Below are 17,018 nucleotides of genomic sequence, written 5' to 3' on the forward strand. Positions count from 1 at the left end.
ACAGGACGTGGTCGCAGTACGCAACACGCGGCCTCTCCCGAAATGAGCAACAACGATGGAAGGTTACAAATGTCAGGACAACAACGCCACCGCAGCCGCCGGCTCACAATCGCCGCTTTCACCGCGCTCGCGGCCGGAGCAGTGGCGGCCTCTGCTCTCGTATCCGGCGGTGCGAGCGCTGGGGGCGGCCCGAACGGCTACGTCTACACCCCGCCCACCCACGCCAAACCGTCCGTACCGCACCAGGGCGGTACCTCTCCCTACGACGTCGCGCCGCACCAGGGGGGCACGCTCCCCCACGACGTCGCGCCCGGCCCTTCGCCCAAGAAGATTCCGCACCAGGGCGGCACGTCCCCCTACGACATAGCGCCGCACTGAACTTCGCTCCGCTAGGTCTCGACGGCCCGTACGCCACCATGGGGTACGGGCCGTCGGTCTGGCTTTAGAGGTGTCCGAACGAGATCGGCCGCGCGCCTACGCTGCCGTCTCCAATGTCCAAGCCAGGCGCAAGCGGCTTGAGTCAGCTGGGGCGAGCGACCACTCACCAAACTCCGTCGAATACCAGCCCTACCCAGATGCATTCGACCGCCAGGCCGAAGGTCAGCCCCGCCCAGAACGCGATCTTCTCTGCCGGTTTAGCACCAGCGATAGCGGCAACGAGGATGCCGAAAGCGACGAGCCCCAATGGAAATACGATAAGGAAGAGGGAGTCCGGGAGCAGGAGCGCGCAGGCGGCGAGAACCAGTCCAGCGATCGCATAGACGGCGTAGCGTGGCCCATCATCGAGCTGGGCGATCCGAGTGGCGACCGCACGGGCGATCGCGCGCTCGAGCGACTTCGTCATGCCAGTCCTTCACGGTGGGCTTGCCCGATCACGTCGACACCTTCTGCGCACTCAGTTGATGAGGCCTGAGCGGGTGAGGAAGGTGCGGGCGTTCTCCTCGGAGGACAGTTCGGAGACCGAAAGGATCAGTCCGGTACCGGTGTTGGCGTAGCTGATGTCGTATTCGTTGTCGCTGAGACTTGGCGCGATCTCGGCGGCCGCTTGGCGGTTGGTGTCTTCGACGACGACGCCTTTTCCGGCGCTGTAGACCCCGTTACGCAGGTTACGAACCTCGCGGGCGGCTTCGTTGTCGTCGACGTTGATGTGGATCCGCAACGAGGGCGAGAGGCCGCCCGCGACCTTGAGGCCGCTGAGGGTGCCGTTCTCGTTGAGGGTGCATTGCAGTGTGAGAGCGCCGTTGTCGGTGAAGCTGCCGTTGGTGCAGTCGGTGATCTGTGATTGCAGGGCGCCGGGGAGTTGCTGGCGGATTTGGTCGGGGTCGGTGAGGATGGGCCCGCCGTCTTCGCCGGTGGGTCCGGCGGCGGTGGCGTCGGTGTCCAGGGTTTCGGTGGCCTGGGGTGCATCGGTGGGGTCGTCGTCGCTTCCGCTGGCGGTGGTGACGATGGTGGTCACGATCGCGGCGGCGGCGATGACGGCGGCCGCGGCGGCGCCGATCCGCAGCCAGCGCCGCCGCGTCGAGGCGGGCTGGGCTGGTGAGCCCAAGGTGCGGGGTTGGGTGTGCCAGGTCGGCATGAGGTCGGCGGCTTCGGGAATGCCGCGAGGCTGGGTGGGCGCCGAGTCCGCCAACACGGTGAGCAGCGCACCCTGGGCGACAACGGTTTTGGGGTCGTCGAGGGTAGCGACGGGGCCGAGTTCGCCGAGGCGTTGCTGGATGAGGGGGATGCGGGAGGACCCGCCGGTGAGGTAGAGGGCGGTGAGCTGGTCGGGGTGGGTGAGGCCGGCGTCGGAGAGGGTGGTTCGGGTGAGCTGGACAGCGGCGTCGACGGCTGGGGTGATGAGTTCATCGAACTCGTCACGGGTGATCTGCAGGGTGGTGCGTTCACTCGGGCCGGGCACGGTGATGGTGGCCGACGGCGTTTCCGACAGCAGCTCTTTGGCCTGCTGGATGGAGTCCTGCAGGGACTGGATGGCGTCGATGGGGGCCGTGCGGCGCAGCCAGGCGGCGTGGTCAGGGTCGCGGTCGGCGAGGCGGTCCTCAACCCAGCGTTGCAGCAGGGCGTCGAAGTTCTTGCCGCCCAGCCCGTTGTCGCCGCGGGCGGCGATGACCTGGAAAGTGTTGGTGGTGGTGACCTCAAGGACGGCGACGTCGAGGGTGCCGCCGCCGAAGTCGAACACCGCGATCCTGGTGCCGTGTTGCAGGGCGTGGGAGCGGGAGTAGTGCCCCGCCGCAGCGCGGGGTTCGGAGATCGTGGTAATCCGCTCGGCCGGGATGCCGGCAGCCCTCGCGGCGTCGGTGAGGACCTGGATCTGTTGGGACGCCCACGCTTCGGGGTGGGTGAGCACGACCCGGTCGGGCATGGTGCCGGCGTGTGCGGCGACCCCGCGGCCGATGATGGTGCGCATCACGGCGGCGACGAGCGCGTAGATCGGCAGGGTGTGCCCGTTGGCTGCGACGGCCGGTTGCGCACCGATGAGGCGTTTGGGTGAGGCGATGAACCCGGCCGGGTTCTGTGCGGCGGAGTTGAGGGCGGCACCCCCGACGAGGACGGTGCCTGCGGGGTCGACGAACACCGCCGAGGGCATCAGGTTGCTGGTGTGGGTCAGCGAGAGCGCTTCGATGCTGCGGCTGGTGGCGCCCGAATGCGCGGCCGCCGAGTTTGAGGTGCCGAAGTCGATGGCCAGAGACCAGGCGTGGGTGGCAGATGTCTGGGTGGCAGATGTCATGGTGTCGGATCGTCCTGTGCGGGAGGGGGTGTCAGTGGCCGGCGGCCAGAGCGGTGTAGGTGCGGATGAGGGTGACCAGGGCGGCGTCCTCGGCCGCCGAGCGGGTGGCCAGGGTGCGTTGCTGGGCGGCGGCCAGGCGGCGGTGGGCTTCGGCGGTGACGGCGGCCGGTGGTGGGTGGCCGTCGAGGCCGACGCGGCCAGCGGGGGTGGTGGCGGTGAGGATGGTGCGCAGTTCGTCGGTGACCGCGGCGTCGGGGTCGACGTCGAGCATGCGTTGGTAGTCCTCGAGCACGGTCACCGCGGACAGCGCCGGGTCGGCGCGCAATCCGGCGGTCAGGGTGCGGATGTGGTCGCGGGCGGGATGGGTGAAGGCCAGTTGATCGAGGCGGGCCAGGATGCGGTGGGCGCGGTGCAGCACGGCGAACCGTCCGGTGGCCGCGGTCAGGGCGTGGCGCAGGGCGGCGATCCCGGAGCGTTCGGCCAGCCAGGCGTTGAGCGCTGCGGCGCCGTCGGCGGCGACCCGGCGGCCGTTGAGGACGCCGTACTCGCCGAGCAGGGCGAGGAGTGCACGCCGTTCGGCCGGCGGTACTCCCCCGCTGGTGGGGTCCTCGGAGTCGAAGATCCGCAGCACCTCTAGCGGCGGGACGTCGCGGAGCTGGGCGAGCAGCGCGGCGTGGCGTTCGGTCAGCATGCCGGTGTGGCTGGTTTGCGCCATCAAACCGGACACCGGGACGATCGCGTGGACGATCCCGGCCAGCGGGCCGGCCATGGTGGCGGCGTGGGCGGCGGCGTGGGTGAGCGGGTCGCGGCGGCCGAAGGCGCCTTCGCCGAAGGAGTCGGCGCGCGAGAGCACCCCGAGCATGGTCAACGGGGTGAACGGCAGCCGGTGCAGGAACTCGATCTCATCGACTCGGGGTGCGGCGTCGAAGAGGAACACCGCGGCATCGGCATCGATGGAGGCGGTGCGGGTCTGTTCGAAGCCGTCGATCATCACTCGGCGGGTGGCGGCGTCGTTGGCGGCGGTCAGCGTCGACAGGCCGGGGGTGTCGATGAGGGTGAGTTCGCGCAGCGCCGCCGAGGGCAGCCACCGGTCGACGTAGGCGACCTCGGCTGACGGGATCGGTAACTCGATCCCGGCGCCGGGGCGCAGCGCGGCGCGGTGGCGGGTGCTGTCGAGGGCGAGGACCTCGGCCCGGGACGGGGACCCGTCGCGGTAGACGGTGACGACGTTGGTGGCCTCCAGGGCGGCGGTCTCGGCGACCGGGGCGCCGATCAGCGCATTGACCAGCGTGGATTTGCCCGCTTTGAGTCGGCCGACGACCACGACGCGCGGCGGTGACCACAAGATGGTGCCAATCGCGTTGGCGTGGTCGATGCAGTCCCCGCCGAGCGCGGCCAGCTGGTGCAGCCCGCGGTCGAGCGTGGTGTGCACCGAATCCGGTGTCCCGCTACTCATGTCGGGTCTCCGTCGAGCAGTGCTTGGGCGGCGGTGATGCGTTTGTCGACGATGGCCAGGTTCGAGGTGAGGCGTTGGGTGGACTTTTCGCGGGTGGCGGCGTCCGCGGCCGCAGTCTCCTGGACGTGGGTGATGGTGGTTTGGAGCTGGTCGATGCTGGCGCGCAGGTGATCTCGGTAGCGGATGACGATGTCGGGGCGGGCTTGGGCGACGGCGCTGTCGAGGAGTCGGCCGGTGGCGGTCTTGGTGGCGGCCAGTGTTTCTCGCAGCCAGGCCAGCAGGTTGGTTTTGCCGGCGCGGATCGCCCGGAAGCTCAAGTTCACTCCGACCCACACCGCGCCGATGACGGCGCCGACACCCATCAGCGCCGACAGCCCGACAAGCCCACCGAGGGTGGAGGACCCGACCACACCCATGGTCAGTAACGTCGGGTCGAGCAGCCCTTGGCGTTTGCTGGTGACCTGGTGGGTTTCGATCTTCTTGTCCTGCATCGAGGCGACAATGCGGTCGCTGATCTGTTCCCACACCGCAGGGTCGTCGGCGAAGCGTGGGGTGATGATCGTGTCGTGCAGCTCCTGCAGGAACCCGGCGAGGGTTTCGGCCATCGCCATCTGCAGATCGACCTGCATGTCGGCGGTGAACTTCTGTTCGCTGCGCCGCAACACCTGCATACCATTGCTGTTGATGTAGGTGGTCCACTTCTCGCGCACCCCATCGAGGCGACGTTCGAGGTCATCGACCGCCGATTGCCGCAGCAGGGTCAGGTCCCGGGCGAGGTACTGCTCCCATTGACGTGACTGGGCCTGCAGGTCGGTGAGCCGGTCCCGTTCGGCGGTCAGGTCCGGCAACGCTTTCGCCCCAGCAGCCAGCGCGGCGAGCTCGTCGGCGATGGTCGTGCGCACCGTGCGCAGCCCGTCCAGACACGTGCGGACCGCATCCAGGTGCGGGGCCGCCGCGGCGGCATCGAGTCGGTCGGTGATCGCCGCGCGCAGGGCGGCGATACCGGAGTCGACCTCGAGGCCGTGACGCGCCCGCGGGTCGGGGGTCTCGGCGGCCAGGACGGCGAGCAGGCTCGACACCCCGATCACCGGCACCGTGCGCCCCAGGTGCTCGCCGATCAGGCGCTGGTTCTCGGCGACGATCGCCCGCCACCGGCCCAGGTGTTTGTCGGTCTTGGTCACGGCCACGACGACGGCATCGACACCCGCGCTGGCCTCGCGGACGAAATCCATCTCCGGGGCCGTGATCGGGGCAGAAGCGTCGCAGACCAGCACCAACACGCACGCCTGCTGGGTGGACTGCGACGCCAGTTTCGCCAACCCGGTGTCCAGGCCGCCGACACCGGGGGTGTCGATGAGGGTCATCTCGGCCACCGCAGCCTCACGCAGCGCGATTGCCGCCGCGGTGGGCAGCTCCTCGACGCTGCGATCACACACCATGCGCCCGCCGGTGGTCACCCAGTCGGCCAGCTCGCCGATCTCCGCCGGGCGCGGGCCGGAGGGAAAGAACAACTCGGCGGCATGGGCGGCGGGCAGATCACCGGTGGTGGTGACCGACACCGCCACCGAGGAGGTGACATCAACCCCGACCGGGCACAGATCGCGGCAGCCGACCAGGGCGTTGACCAGGGAACTTTTGCCGCGCTGCACCTCGCCGGCCACCACCACGGTGCGCTGCGGCGCGCGATGCAGTTTCGTCTCGGCGAGGTCGGCGACGGCGTCGTGTTTGTAGGCGCGCAGCACCTTTCCCGCCTCAGCCACGACCGCCGCCGCGGCCGCATCAACCCCTGTCTGGGGTGCTGCGGGCGCGTTCACGCCGACCATCGTCTCGTAGCGGTGCCGCCGTTCCCCCGACCGGTCATGGAAAGCATGCTGGTCGAAGCGGCAGGACAACGCAAAACGGTGGGTGTCAGGCGCCGGCGGTGCAGGCCCAGATGATCGCGTGAGACCAGGCCCGGACTCATTGGCCGCGGCTACCGCCGCGGACCGTTCGCCCGCGATGGCAGACCCGACTGTGTGGGCGCGACAGTGGGCGCACTATTCTGCAGCCGAACAAGAGGATCGTGCAGATCCGGGTTTCGGGGGAACCGTTCGGGGTTCGCGCAGCAACACACTGGAACAACACCAGTGTGCAGCGCTGGCCCGGGTGAGATCGTTGGTCCTCCGCGGCAGGGCTGCAGGAGAGAAAGCGAGACCCTGATGAAGCGTTGGTACCCACTCGCGGCCGCAGCCGCGGTCACCGCGGGCATGCTGGCCGCATGCTCCACCGGCGGCGAACCCGCCCCCGAATCCTCGACCACCGGTAGCGCCGAGCCGACGGTCGATCTGACCGCGCTCGATCCGGGCGCCTACCCCACCGAACCGCGCCCACCGTTCGGTGTTGCCGACGACTCGCAACTGGTGCAGGTCGAAAGCCAGCGGATGGCGCAGTTCATCGTGGTGCCCTTCGAGGTCGACCCGGACCTGACCGCCCCGGACAAATCCAACGCACCGATCACCAGCCGCCGCAACCTGGTGCCACACATCAACGCCGACGCGGCGGCGATCCCGGCCAACGACGCACTGCTCGGCGGGTTCTCGTCCCTCTTCACCACCGCGCCAACCGAACGGGACAACCCGCGTGGCCTGCACAACATGGTGCTGCGCTACGAAACCGCCGCTGATGCCCGCGCCGCCGCACAGCAACTCGCCCAGGTCAGCGCCCGCCAGCAGAACAGCCCGGTCACCAGCCTGCCGGGCGTGGAGGGCGCCTACGCCCTCAAGACCACCCGCAACGACAAGAGCTACTTCACGACCTACACCCCGCACGGGGTGTACGTGATCTACGAGTTCGCCTCCTCCCTGGCGGCCCACTCCGACCAGCTCGAGCCGATGGCCCGCAAAGCAATCACGTTGCAGTCGGCGTTAATCGACCAGTTCCCACGCACCCCCACGGCTGCGGAGAACGCCGCCCGCGGCAACGGCGAAGGTTTTCAGCCGCCGAAGATGGATGAGAACAGCATCCTCATCTACGCCCTGCCCTACACCGACACCGAGATGGAAAACGGCATCACCGGCCGTCCGCAGCAGAGCATGCGCGCGGTGTACGGGCCGCGCGGCTTGTCGCACTTCTCCAACGACCCGGCCGGCATCTTCAACGACCTTCGTGCAGCCGGATCGACCGCGAACGCGATCGAGCGCTCCATCGTCTACCGCGCCGACACCGAGGAGCAGGCCGCCACGCTGGCCGCTACGAGCGAAGCCGACGATCAGAAGATCGACGCACCGCCCGGGCTGCCGGCCGCCAACTGCTCTGCCCAATCCAGCGCCGACGGCAAGTACACGATCTATCACTGCAAGGTGCAGGTCGGCCGCTACGTCGGAGAAGTGCAGTCGCCCAACAAGACTGACGTCTACCAGCAAGCCGCGGCTCAATATCTGATCCTCACCAAGGCCGACCAGAACGCGAAGTAGACGGGACGAGAGGCGACGATGACGCGCAGCTACCTCGGTCGCTCCATCGCCGCGGCCGCGGCGGTGACCGCAGTGCTGGCCGGCTGCACTGTCGACGGGCAGCCCAGCTCAGCCATATTCGCCGACCCTGCCGTGCAGGTTGATGCCCTCGACACCGGCGACTACCCCACCCGGGCGCGAGCGGCGTTCGGACGCGCGGTCACCGACCCCGAGCGGGTCGAAGCGTCTCGGATGGCGCAGTTCGTGCTGGCGCCGTTCGAGGTCAATCCCGATCTCACCAACGGGCGATGGCCTGTCGGCGAGTTCGACGACGCTGCCGGGATCGGTCGCGCGGTCGTCCCGGGCGCGGCCGACGTTCCGGCCAACGCGGAGTTCGTCACCGGGTTCGTCACCACCGCCGACAACGGGGATGCCAACGTCGGGGCTGCTCGTCACCTGCTGCGGCATGCGGTCCTGAAGTATCGCAGCCCTGCCGACGCCTCGGCCGCCGCTGAGCAGATGAGTGCCGCGGTCGCCGAAATCGACAACAAGCCCATCGTGCCGCTCGACGGGGCGCCGGGCACCCGAACTGTCATTCAAGATTTCGGTGCGTCCACAGCGATCCTGGCTGTCACCGCTCACGACTTGTATGTGTTCTTCGATCGGTACTACGGCCCCACGACGCAGTTCCGCAGCGGAGAGTCGTTGGTGCGTATGGCCAACGCGATCACTCAGCAGAAGATTTTCATCGACGAGTTCACGCCCACCCCCGACGGTGAAACTCCGCTGATCGACCCCGACGCCATTCTCATCTACGCGCTGCCGTTGACCGCGGCCTACCTGCGGGCGAACCCCGACTCCCCTGACCGCGGAGCGGTGTACGGGCCCCGCGGCATCGCCCACACCAGCACCGACCCCGTCACCGACTTCGAGGTGCTGACCAAGATTGGCTCGGATGCCAACGCAGTGGAGAACTCGGCGGTCTTCCGAGCGGACACCGCCGAGGGCGCGCGCACCTATCTCGACAGCTTCCTCGGGTCCAACCGCACCCGCGGCTGGACCGGCGCCGACAATCCACCAGGCTTGCCCATCGCCTCCTGCCAGAAGCACCCGACCAGCCAGGCACACAGCTGCGCATTGACGGTCGGGCGATACGGCGCCCAGGTCATCGGCAACACCAAAACCGATGCTCACCAACAGGCCTCGGCCCAATACCTGATCCTGACGACCGCCGACCAACGAGCACACTGACCGACGACATCGCGCACGTCGTCGTCTCCCTGCAGACAGTGGTGCCCGGACCCGCCACTGCGGGTCCGGGCACCGACCTCACCCCGAATGTCAGGGGCGGAATACCTTCGGCTGCCCGGCGTCACCGATCGGATCGCCGTAGCCACGGCGGGTGAAGTCGTCGTTGTTAACTGGATCGCCGTACTCCGCACCGAATGTGAAGGTGAAGGGCTCCTGACTTTCGGTGGCACCGCCGTGCACTTGGTGGATTCCGAAGTCCGAAACGAACGGGCCCGTCGCCGCGGTCGCGACACCCGCTCCGAGGCCGGCCAGTCCCGCAGCGAGCACAGCGCCGGCGATCAGACGAGTCGAGGTTGTTGCCATAGGTTGGTTCTCCAATCGGGTGAGAGGTGGCCGCTGCGGCGACCCTTACACCCGTCAGTTGCTGTGTCGTCACCTAAATGTTCCCGAGTTTCGACGCCCGACACCCGGCCGACCATCTACGGCCCGCCAACGGAGTTGTGCCGGCGTGAGCAGGCGTCCAATTCGGCCCAGCACTATCTCCTTAAACTCCGCGGGAACTTCGCTGTGGCGTGACGTTGAACTGTCACGCGGAGTCCTGATGATCGCGGTGACACCTAAGCAGCGTTACTTGTCTGCATGTGACTACGCACCAACGAACGAGCCGACGGATAGTCGACCTTTCCGCTGGGCCGCGTCGGGAACCGCCCATACCGTGTCCGCGAGGGCGCTGCGATTGGCAGTGCGATCGCTTGCGGATCCGTTGCCACTCTGCCCGGTCCTCGATACCTTCGCTTCCCTTTTTGCTTTCGCCAGCGAAGTTCTTCATCCCACCAGTCCCGAACCAGTCGATCGACAAGATGGCTCTGCGCCCGTCGGACCATTGCGCCGTAAGATCCGAATGCGACGGCTACTTCGTCCCACCTATTTCTGGAGGGAGTCAGTAGGTTCAGCTCCCTGAAGTAGCGAAGCCACGCACGGACGCACCGGCTGGAGTAACCCGTGGCACTCACAAGGCCGACCACGGATACGTGACCACCCTGCCAGGCTGCGTGGATCCTCTCGGCGGTTCCGCCTAAACCTTCTCGCCAGACCCAGATGTCGTGGTGGGCATGGTGGAGTCGCATGGTGGAGCTGGCAAACGGGGGGCGTGTTTCCACTTGTGTTGCAGCTGTGTCATGCGCAACATGTGCGAGCTCCCAAGTTGCCGACTCTGTCCCCTGCGCCTCAGCGACTCGTCTGATCCAGCCTTCTGCCTGGAGGCGGTGGAGTGCCCTCGATGCTGTTGCGGCGTGAACGTTAGCGGCTTCGGCTAGCCGGCGAACGTCGATGTTCACGGTCGTTGTGTGTGCCTGAGCGCACACAACGAGGAGGCTGTGCAGGACCCGTTCAGCACTGGCCCACCCCTTCCGTGCCCAAGTTGCGGGATCTGAGTTCGCTGCAGCGAAGACAGCCTCAATGTGAGTGCGGACTGGGTCGTCGACGGTGTGGTCGCCTTGCGCTCTTGGCCACGCTGTCTCGGCAGCAGTGCGCAGTGCTTTGTGCCATTGCGTGAGGGCGTGCGCCTCGTTCTGGCGGAGGTCTTCGCGCAAGCGGACGAGTCCAGGCTTGTGCAGATGTTGAAGCACATCAGTCCAGCACCAACCGCTAGCGGCCATCCCGAGCATGATCGACCACGCGTGTGCCGAGCGATCGTCGGCGGCTGTGAGCCGCGTGGCTAGGCGCTCAGCCGTAGTTGTGGATAGTTCGGTTCGCGCGCGATCAACCCGTGTGGCAGGCCCCTGCCCGACCAGCCGTAGGCCGATAGTCGTCGTTCGCTGCGTGGAGTTTTGCCGCGCGGTTGTTGGGAACCTCGCTATCAGCCACTCAGCTAGGTCGGGTGGCGCCGGCCGAGCCTGCATGTCCCTGACGGCGTTGCCCAGTTCCCGTCCGGTCAATAGTGGGCTCGCGTTTCCGCCCGACCGGTGCACAGACCCGGGGATCCGAACTGCGCCCGACACGGGGTTGGTAAGCGGTGAGATGTCGAGGGTTGGAAGGTGCGCGCGCAGCCTACGAGCAAGGTCGGCGACTTTCTCCGCGGGTATCCCTGGGTCAATGACGCGCACCCAGATGTGCCGCCCTCCTGAGGGCCCCGATTGCACTTGCAGGTGGCTCACACCCAAGTCGGTTAGGACGCCGGTAAGTACGTTGGCATCCACAGCAACGGCCTCGGGACCGTACGGTCCTGCATCCAGGTCGAATGCGAGCAGCGTGTACCGGGAATGGCGGTCCGCTAGATACGTCGCAATAGGCACCGGTGGCATTCGTTCTGGCCATGGTGCTGATCGGTATCTGTGTTCTTTTGTTGCGTCGACACGCACTGTGGAGCGGGGCGACCACTGCCTCCATTCACTCAGCATGTCCACCCACTAGTGGGCGAGTGCTGCGGACGAATGCAGTCGATTCCCCGCGTGTGGTTGTGCGACACGCGGAGCACAGGGATTGCGGGCACTCCGAGAGGGCGCACGCTACCCTGAGATCTGTCCGGCAAGACAGTCCCTTCGGGGATGGGCGAGAGCCCGTGAGACCGAGCTGGTAACTCAGTCTCGAAACTTCAGATCAAGGACCCTCCGACTGGTAATCGGGGGGTCCTTGTGTTGGACCTCGCGCGTTATTCAGATGTCAGCGTTCGGAAGGTTCGGAGGCTCCCTTCTGGGTTGGCGATGCTAGGCGCGCAGCACGAAGCTGGCGCAGGGTAGGAAAGATCTGGTTCGCGCCGAAGGCGCGGCACCGACGCTGATCGACCGTCGTCGGTAGTAGGGACCGACCGTGATGTTGGGCTGAAGAACTGCGCAAGCTCGAGCACGATCTTCCGCAGGGACGATCGAGCCGCGGTGCAGTGGCCACGCTAGGACCGGCGCTACCTGCGCGTCCTGCATTCATCACACCCCCTTGCTGGCTCGAATCACATCGGTGTAATTGTATGAGCGCGATTTCCGCGCGATTTTATGTTGGTGCTGGACGGCGGGTCAGGGGGCAACAAGTAGGGCGGTTCTCTCATCGCTGCAGGTCATAGGCATTGTTTGGCTGTCTTTTCGCGCGAATTTATGCCACACTGGGTGGATGGATCGGTCCGCTGACGGCCGGCGTGGGCGCCTTGGCGCACCCACGCCAGTTCCGGCAGCTATCGAGAATCGGTCGACCAAAGCTCCGGTAGTGACGGCGTACTGCGCTGACCCGCAGTGCCGAAAGGAGTTTCGTAGGACCGCGGGTCGTGGTCGGCCTCGGATCTATTGCTCGGATGCCTGCCGGCGCTCCGCCGAGAACGCCGCTCGACGAATTTCCGCGCAACTTCAGCATCATCGCGAGATGGCGCAGATGCTCGAACGCGACCTCGCGGCGTTCGATTCGTCCGCGTCACCCAAGTCCACCCCGGAGCCCTCGTCAGTCGCTGGCTTAGACACAGCCGTTGCCCGCGCGGAAGGTGTGCTCCTGGGGCTTTCAGACGGGAGTGTTCTGGCAAGCGAGTTCACTCGCTTGCTGGACGCAGTTCGTGCTGCGCAGCCCTCGCAGCAGCAACATCGAGCGGGCTAACCGGCAGGCAATCGACAAGCCTGTCGGTAGAAGCGGTACCGACTGAGTCACAGGCGCGCCTCAAGCGGGCCATCAGCAGTAGTTCGTCGGTGGGTCAGAAAGATCTACTCCGCCGCGGTTCTCCGCTCCCCCACCGGCCAGCGGTGCCGGTCGAGAGCCAGCGCGTGACTACAATTATCGGATCACGACAGCATTCGAGCACCGTGACCTGCGCAAATTAAAACTGCCTCTCAGTTTCCCGCAGAACGACGAAACTGAGTTGTCCTATCCCCTAGGGCCAAAATAGGCGGCAGCTCGTTACGGTGCGATCTGGAGCCGTTTACGTAAGACTGTCGTCTCAGCGCGATTGCCAGGACTCCTGTCAGCCGCACTCAGCGTTCATTCTTGCTTCCTCAGCCCCAACGGGTCGTCGATACGCGATGGCCCACCTTCAGAGTCGAACATCTCCCGCCGGCCCATACGGCCGACCCATACGGGTGTCATCCGGTTGGTGACGACGTCGGCTCAGTTCTCGGAACCCCACCGCAGCCATCACTCAGGGAGTCTCCCGAAGTGCCGAGAGCTTTGTGGCATTGGGCCTAGCGGCCGAACTCGAGGGGCCGGCGGCGACACCGGTGCCCCCGGGGGAGTGAGACGACTCGGTGATCTACGTAGAGCACGGATTGTAGGTGCCCGCCTGAGCTGCCGCATGTAGTTGTGGCACTGGTTCCCGGTCAGCCATCAGGTCATCCTAAGTGAGCCCGGTTCAGTTGTGGAACCACAAGAGCGGCCAATGTCTGTGTCGTGACCCAACAATGGGGTCCGCCCGGCCATTTCAAAGACTTCGAGGACCGCTGTTACTTGTTAGCGGTGGCTGCGCCGAGGTAGACAAGCGATCGAGCAAGGCGGACGCCAGCCCCCGGTCATCATTGGTGGGACGAAACTCGTCGTTAACGAGCTGCGCTGTGGTCTCATGTCTCTATGTCTCGGTGCACCCGTGTCGCGAATGGTCAAACCCGTCCCACCGGGTCAGGTCACGCAGACGCGCAAGTCTGCGCGGGGACCGCTTCGTTGAGCTGTCGGCTCAAAAGCCACTCGGCCCGACAGCCGTGCTGTGTGGCTATGTCACCCGGCACCTTGTTCTTACAAGGGTCTAGTCGAGAGCGCGAATCTCTCCCGGGTGCAGACACGATGCTTCCGTTCGTCCTGGTTATCGTATCCGCGATCCTGGTCTCCGACTCTCGTCCCCGCACACGTGGCTACCGACCGCGTCGATGGCGACTGCCGTGCGCACAAACGGCCTGTTCAGCTCGTAATAATGCACGCATTACTTCGCGCTGCAATGCGCGCAGCCATGCGCTCAGTGCAGTCGCCAGGACCGTCTAGGTGAATCGCGACAACACTGTGGTCACGAAGCTACGCGCTACGCCCCGAAATGGGCCTCCTAGCACGAACTACAACACTCGAGGAAATGCACCTTCGTGGGTTGCTGCCCGGACATTCTGCGTTAATGGGCGCCACCTATTAGACCGCACGCCGACAAATACGTTCCTACGTCTGCCGGGCCGTACCGTGTACTGTTCGGCGCGCCATACATACAGCATGAAGTGCCGCACCGATGTACGGGATAGGCCCCAGCGTCCTTACCCCCATACGCCGCGCTGCGGTAAGACACGTATCTACTCGACTACGAGAGACCATGTCGCGCTTAGTACAAGGTGATGTGAAGTGCTACGTACTCGGCTACTCGCGGACGCTCGCAAGGCGATCTATGCGGCACAGAGCACTCATGTCCGCATACATCGCCATATCTTGACCCACGTCGCAGGGGTTGTGCGCCGAGATGTTTCTTCGTCTACGGGCTCCGCTAATGCGGTACATGTAGATTGGTGCACATACCACAATACTGAACACATACCCGTGCGCAGTGATGACAGCTCTGTCTAAGCAGTTATGGCTATACGTAACGCAGGACGTAGATGTTGCCTGCCGACCAGGCACATTGTCGTTGTTAACGCCTCGATCATTGCCGAGCTCAAGTGGGTATCTGCGGCGTCGCGCACGGGAGACCTCGCGGTAGAACGCCAAGTCATCTGCAGCGTGTCGTACACCGCGCGAACCGATGTGCGCTGTTATCCTCTGCGCATAGCGGACCCCAGTGCGCCCGGGAGGCACTGCCTTCCTGCGGTCCATGCGCAGCACCCCATTGGAGGATTCAGTGCAACACCTATCTCAACCCGCACTATCTCGGGTTGTCACGATCGCAAACGGCAAGGGTGGCGTCGGTAAGACGTCAACGGCGACAAATGTCGCTGGTTTGGCCGCTGCCGCCGGTTGGCACGTCCTGTTCATTGAGCTCGATCCGCAGGGCAACGCGGGACGCGACCTCGGCTACGAGATGGATGGGGCAGGCGACTCCGGACAACAGATCTTCGACGCGATCATGCAGGAGAAGCCACTACGACCCAGTCTTGTCAACTACCGACCCAACTTGGACGTACTTCCAGGTGGGAGCGGACTCGACGATCTTGAAGCGATACTGATCGGTCGTTCTCAGCGTTCGCCAGGTTCACACAGGCAACTCGCAGATGCGTTAAGCCCCATCGCAGATGATTACGACCTCATCATCATCGATACCCCACCTACACGACCCCATCTTCTACGGTTAGCGCTGGCTGCAACACGTTGGATCGTCATCCCGACGAAACCGGACGACTCAAGCATCGACGGCCTGCAAAAACTCGCTGACGAACTGGTTAGTGCCAGATCAACAAACCCCGACATCGAGGTGCTGGGCGCCGTGCTTTTCGGTATCGAGGCCGCTGCGAAAGCCATTCGTAGAGAGGCGCGGGCCAAGCTAGACGCAGCGCTAGGAGGAGTGGCCCCGCTGTTCAATTCCGTTGTGCGCCATAGCACCATGACCTCGGTTCAGGTACGGGAGAAGGGCTTGCTTGCCCACGAGCTGGCCGAGCAGGTCGACAACGCCGAGCCGTACTGGAAGGCCCTCAAGGAAGGCAGGCGGCCCGACCGTGTGCCAGGCACCGCGCCGTCTCTCGCAGAAGACTACGTCCTCCTCGCCCAGGAGATCCTCCAGGAGATCGACCGACGCGAGACCGAACAAGATTCCTCCGCGGAGCCGGCACACGAAGGAGCACCTGCCTGATGGCCACCGATCGCAAGCCTGTCACCGGTCTCGCGAGGACCGGTAGCGTCCCGGGGCCGCCGCCCCGTAGACCAACCGCTCCTACAGCCGCACCGGCGGCGACCCCAGCAGTACCCGACGGCCCAGCGCTACCGCACAATCGACCGCAACCGGCAGCGTCCCCTCGGCCTGTCTCGCGAGGTGCCCGACGCCCGAAACGCGTCGAAACCCGCCCAGACGAGATGCTGGTGCCAGTCACCCTGTCGCTTCCCACGCCACTCTGCACAGCCACCAAGGCACACAACAAGCAGAACGAAACAACCATTGCCGGGACATTGATGGACGCGATTGTCGCCAATCACGACCGCTTGCCGGCGTTAGTAGAGAAGCTCAAACGCCAGCACCACGACGATGGGCTGTTCGTACGAATCGAAGCCAGACCAGAAGAAGAGCGATCTTCGCTGACATTCCGGATGCTTGGTCGCAACCTGACTGTCATCGATCGCTTAGTTGTCGAAGTTGGTGCCGAGAATCGCTCGCAGCTGTGTAGGGCGGCTCTAGAAGCCCACCTCCAGTCTCAGTCGGTGGATTCGGAGTAAGCCGGTACACCCAATCCTCCGACGGTTCATCCCTGCCGGCTGGCGGTTCGCAGGCACGAGCTGCACACCCAAACCCGCGGCGTCCCTGCAGTCACGCGGGGGAGGGTGATGGGTCCGCGCGACTAAACGCAGTTCGATAGGTGAGGGTCGCCGAAGGGCGTCTGATATCTGGGTACGTATCAGAACGAAGCAACGGGCACGCAGTAAATTGCCAATCCATACCGTTGCGGGCGAGCCTGGGACTCACCCGCTTCGACGGACGCAGAGAGTGCACGCCTTTATTTTGGTCTAATATCGGTGTAACTTCGGTTTGCCACCACCAATGGCGTCTTGTGGCGCGGCGCGATGTCCAATGACTGCGCAGCCTAAAGACTGGTCTTGCCGGATCGTGCTCGCGGGTCGGGTTGGAGGTTGCAGTAGACCAACCCGGCCCGCTGGGCCACCGCACCTAGCAACACCTGACGAGAACTCCAAGTTTGGGTCAGTCAGCTTGCTCCGACTGACTCGCTACGAACTCAGCGAACCGCGCTTCGTATCGCCGAACCTGAGGCATTGACATCGGGTAGCCGGCTAGCCACCTCAAGTAGTTGAGGTCATCGCTGTCAGAGGTGGACTCGCCTTCCGGTGGTGGCGTTCGTAGATGATCGTCAAGAACAAGGATTAGATCAGCGAGAGTGTCATCACGACGCGCTATTTCTGCTTGCCTGATTATCCACGCTCGGGTCAACCTGTCGGTCGCATGACGAAGATTCGCGACCACAACGCGCTGGTCCTCGTCGAGCGACGACGACAGGTCATCGACTGCGCGTACCTTCCGAGCGAGTTCGGCCAGCGCGTCGGTTCGAATGAACACGCCGTA

General features: G+C 65.2%; 11 protein-coding genes. 5 read left to right on the plus strand and 6 right to left on the minus strand.

The annotated features are described in order from the left end of the window. Positions 1-69 precede the first annotated feature (69 nt). Positions 70-378, plus strand: a complete 309-nt coding sequence (locus KB201_RS16790; protein ID WP_211539942.1) for a hypothetical protein — start codon at positions 70-72, stop codon at positions 376-378. A 163-nt stretch (positions 379-541) separates the two neighbouring features. Here the strand turns inward: KB201_RS16790 and KB201_RS16795 are convergent, their stop codons facing one another. The 4 genes from KB201_RS16795 to KB201_RS16810 are packed head-to-tail and all read right to left on the minus strand — an operon-like array spanning position 542 to position 6,007. Beyond that, a complete protein-coding gene (locus KB201_RS16795; RefSeq protein WP_211539884.1) occupies positions 542-844 on the minus strand; it encodes a hypothetical protein in 303 nt (100 codons plus the stop codon). 51 nt (positions 845-895) lie between these two features. Then, positions 896-2,728 (minus strand): Hsp70 family protein, encoded by a 1,833-nt coding sequence (locus tag KB201_RS16800; protein ID WP_211539885.1) that lies wholly within the window; start codon positions 2,726-2,728, stop codon positions 896-898. Positions 2,729-2,759: 31 nt separating this feature from the next. After that, positions 2,760-4,184, minus strand: coding sequence for a GTPase (locus KB201_RS16805; protein WP_211539886.1), 1,425 nt, complete (start codon positions 4,182-4,184; stop codon positions 2,760-2,762). Then, positions 4,181-6,007, minus strand: a complete 1,827-nt coding sequence (locus KB201_RS16810; RefSeq protein ID WP_211539934.1) for a dynamin family protein — start codon at positions 6,005-6,007, stop codon at positions 4,181-4,183. Before KB201_RS16810 ends, KB201_RS16805 begins: the two co-directional genes overlap by 4 nt. A 375-nt stretch (positions 6,008-6,382) precedes the next feature. Between KB201_RS16810 and KB201_RS16815 the strand changes: the two genes are divergently transcribed. After that, entirely contained in the window at positions 6,383-7,636 is a 1,254-nt protein-coding gene (locus tag KB201_RS16815; RefSeq protein WP_211539887.1) for a hypothetical protein, read from the plus strand. Positions 7,637-7,654: 18 nt separating this feature from the next. Continuing rightward, entirely contained in the window at positions 7,655-8,866 is a 1,212-nt protein-coding gene (locus KB201_RS16820) for a hypothetical protein (protein ID WP_211539888.1), read from the plus strand. Between the two features lie 90 nt (positions 8,867-8,956). Here the strand turns inward: KB201_RS16820 and KB201_RS16825 are convergent, their stop codons facing one another. Next, positions 8,957-9,229: a hypothetical protein gene (locus tag KB201_RS16825; RefSeq protein WP_205333836.1), complete on the minus strand. Its 273-nt coding sequence runs from the start codon at positions 9,227-9,229 to the stop codon at positions 8,957-8,959. 254 nt (positions 9,230-9,483) lie between these two features. Next, on the minus strand, positions 9,484-11,265 hold the full coding sequence (locus tag KB201_RS25275; RefSeq protein ID WP_374193949.1) for a MarR family transcriptional regulator: 1,782 nt from the start codon (positions 11,263-11,265) through the stop codon (positions 9,484-9,486). 3,344 nt (positions 11,266-14,609) lie between these two features. On the opposite strand from KB201_RS25275, the gene KB201_RS16835 reads away from it, so the two are divergent. Together KB201_RS16835 and KB201_RS16840 are read left to right on the plus strand one after the other, a co-directional pair. Next, the gene (locus KB201_RS16835; RefSeq protein ID WP_240199201.1) at positions 14,610-15,581 is read left to right on the plus strand and encodes a ParA family protein; all 972 of its coding nucleotides are present in this window, start codon (positions 14,610-14,612) and stop codon (positions 15,579-15,581) included. Between the two features lie 227 nt (positions 15,582-15,808). Next, positions 15,809-16,159, plus strand: coding sequence for a hypothetical protein (locus KB201_RS16840; protein WP_211539893.1), 351 nt, complete (start codon positions 15,809-15,811; stop codon positions 16,157-16,159). The last annotated feature ends 859 nt before the right edge of the window (positions 16,160-17,018 follow it).

This window comes from Gordonia sp. SCSIO 19800 (assembly GCF_018132775.1).
GTDB classification, from domain to species: Bacteria; Actinomycetota; Actinomycetes; order Mycobacteriales; family Mycobacteriaceae; genus Gordonia; species Gordonia hongkongensis.

Excerpts from the sequence above, each read along its gene's own strand:
- KB201_RS16790 (WP_211539942.1), top strand. The coding sequence starts at position 70 with ATGTCAGGACAACAACGCCACCGCAGCCGCCGGCTCACAATCGCCGCT.
- KB201_RS16795 (WP_211539884.1), bottom strand. The coding sequence starts at position 844 with ATGACGAAGTCGCTCGAGCGCGCGATCGCCCGTGCGGTCGCCACTCGG.
- KB201_RS16800 (WP_211539885.1), bottom strand. The coding sequence starts at position 2,728 with ATGACATCTGCCACCCAGACATCTGCCACCCACGCCTGGTCTCTGGCC.
- KB201_RS16805 (WP_211539886.1), bottom strand. The coding sequence starts at position 4,184 with ATGAGTAGCGGGACACCGGATTCGGTGCACACCACGCTCGACCGCGGG.
- KB201_RS16810 (WP_211539934.1), bottom strand. The coding sequence starts at position 6,007 with ATGGTCGGCGTGAACGCGCCCGCAGCACCCCAGACAGGGGTTGATGCG.
- KB201_RS16815 (WP_211539887.1), top strand. The coding sequence starts at position 6,383 with ATGAAGCGTTGGTACCCACTCGCGGCCGCAGCCGCGGTCACCGCGGGC.
- KB201_RS16820 (WP_211539888.1), top strand. The coding sequence starts at position 7,655 with ATGACGCGCAGCTACCTCGGTCGCTCCATCGCCGCGGCCGCGGCGGTG.
- KB201_RS16825 (WP_205333836.1), bottom strand. The coding sequence starts at position 9,229 with ATGGCAACAACCTCGACTCGTCTGATCGCCGGCGCTGTGCTCGCTGCG.
- KB201_RS25275 (WP_374193949.1), bottom strand. The coding sequence starts at position 11,265 with ATGCTGAGTGAATGGAGGCAGTGGTCGCCCCGCTCCACAGTGCGTGTC.
- KB201_RS16835 (WP_240199201.1), top strand. The coding sequence starts at position 14,610 with ATGCGCAGCACCCCATTGGAGGATTCAGTGCAACACCTATCTCAACCC.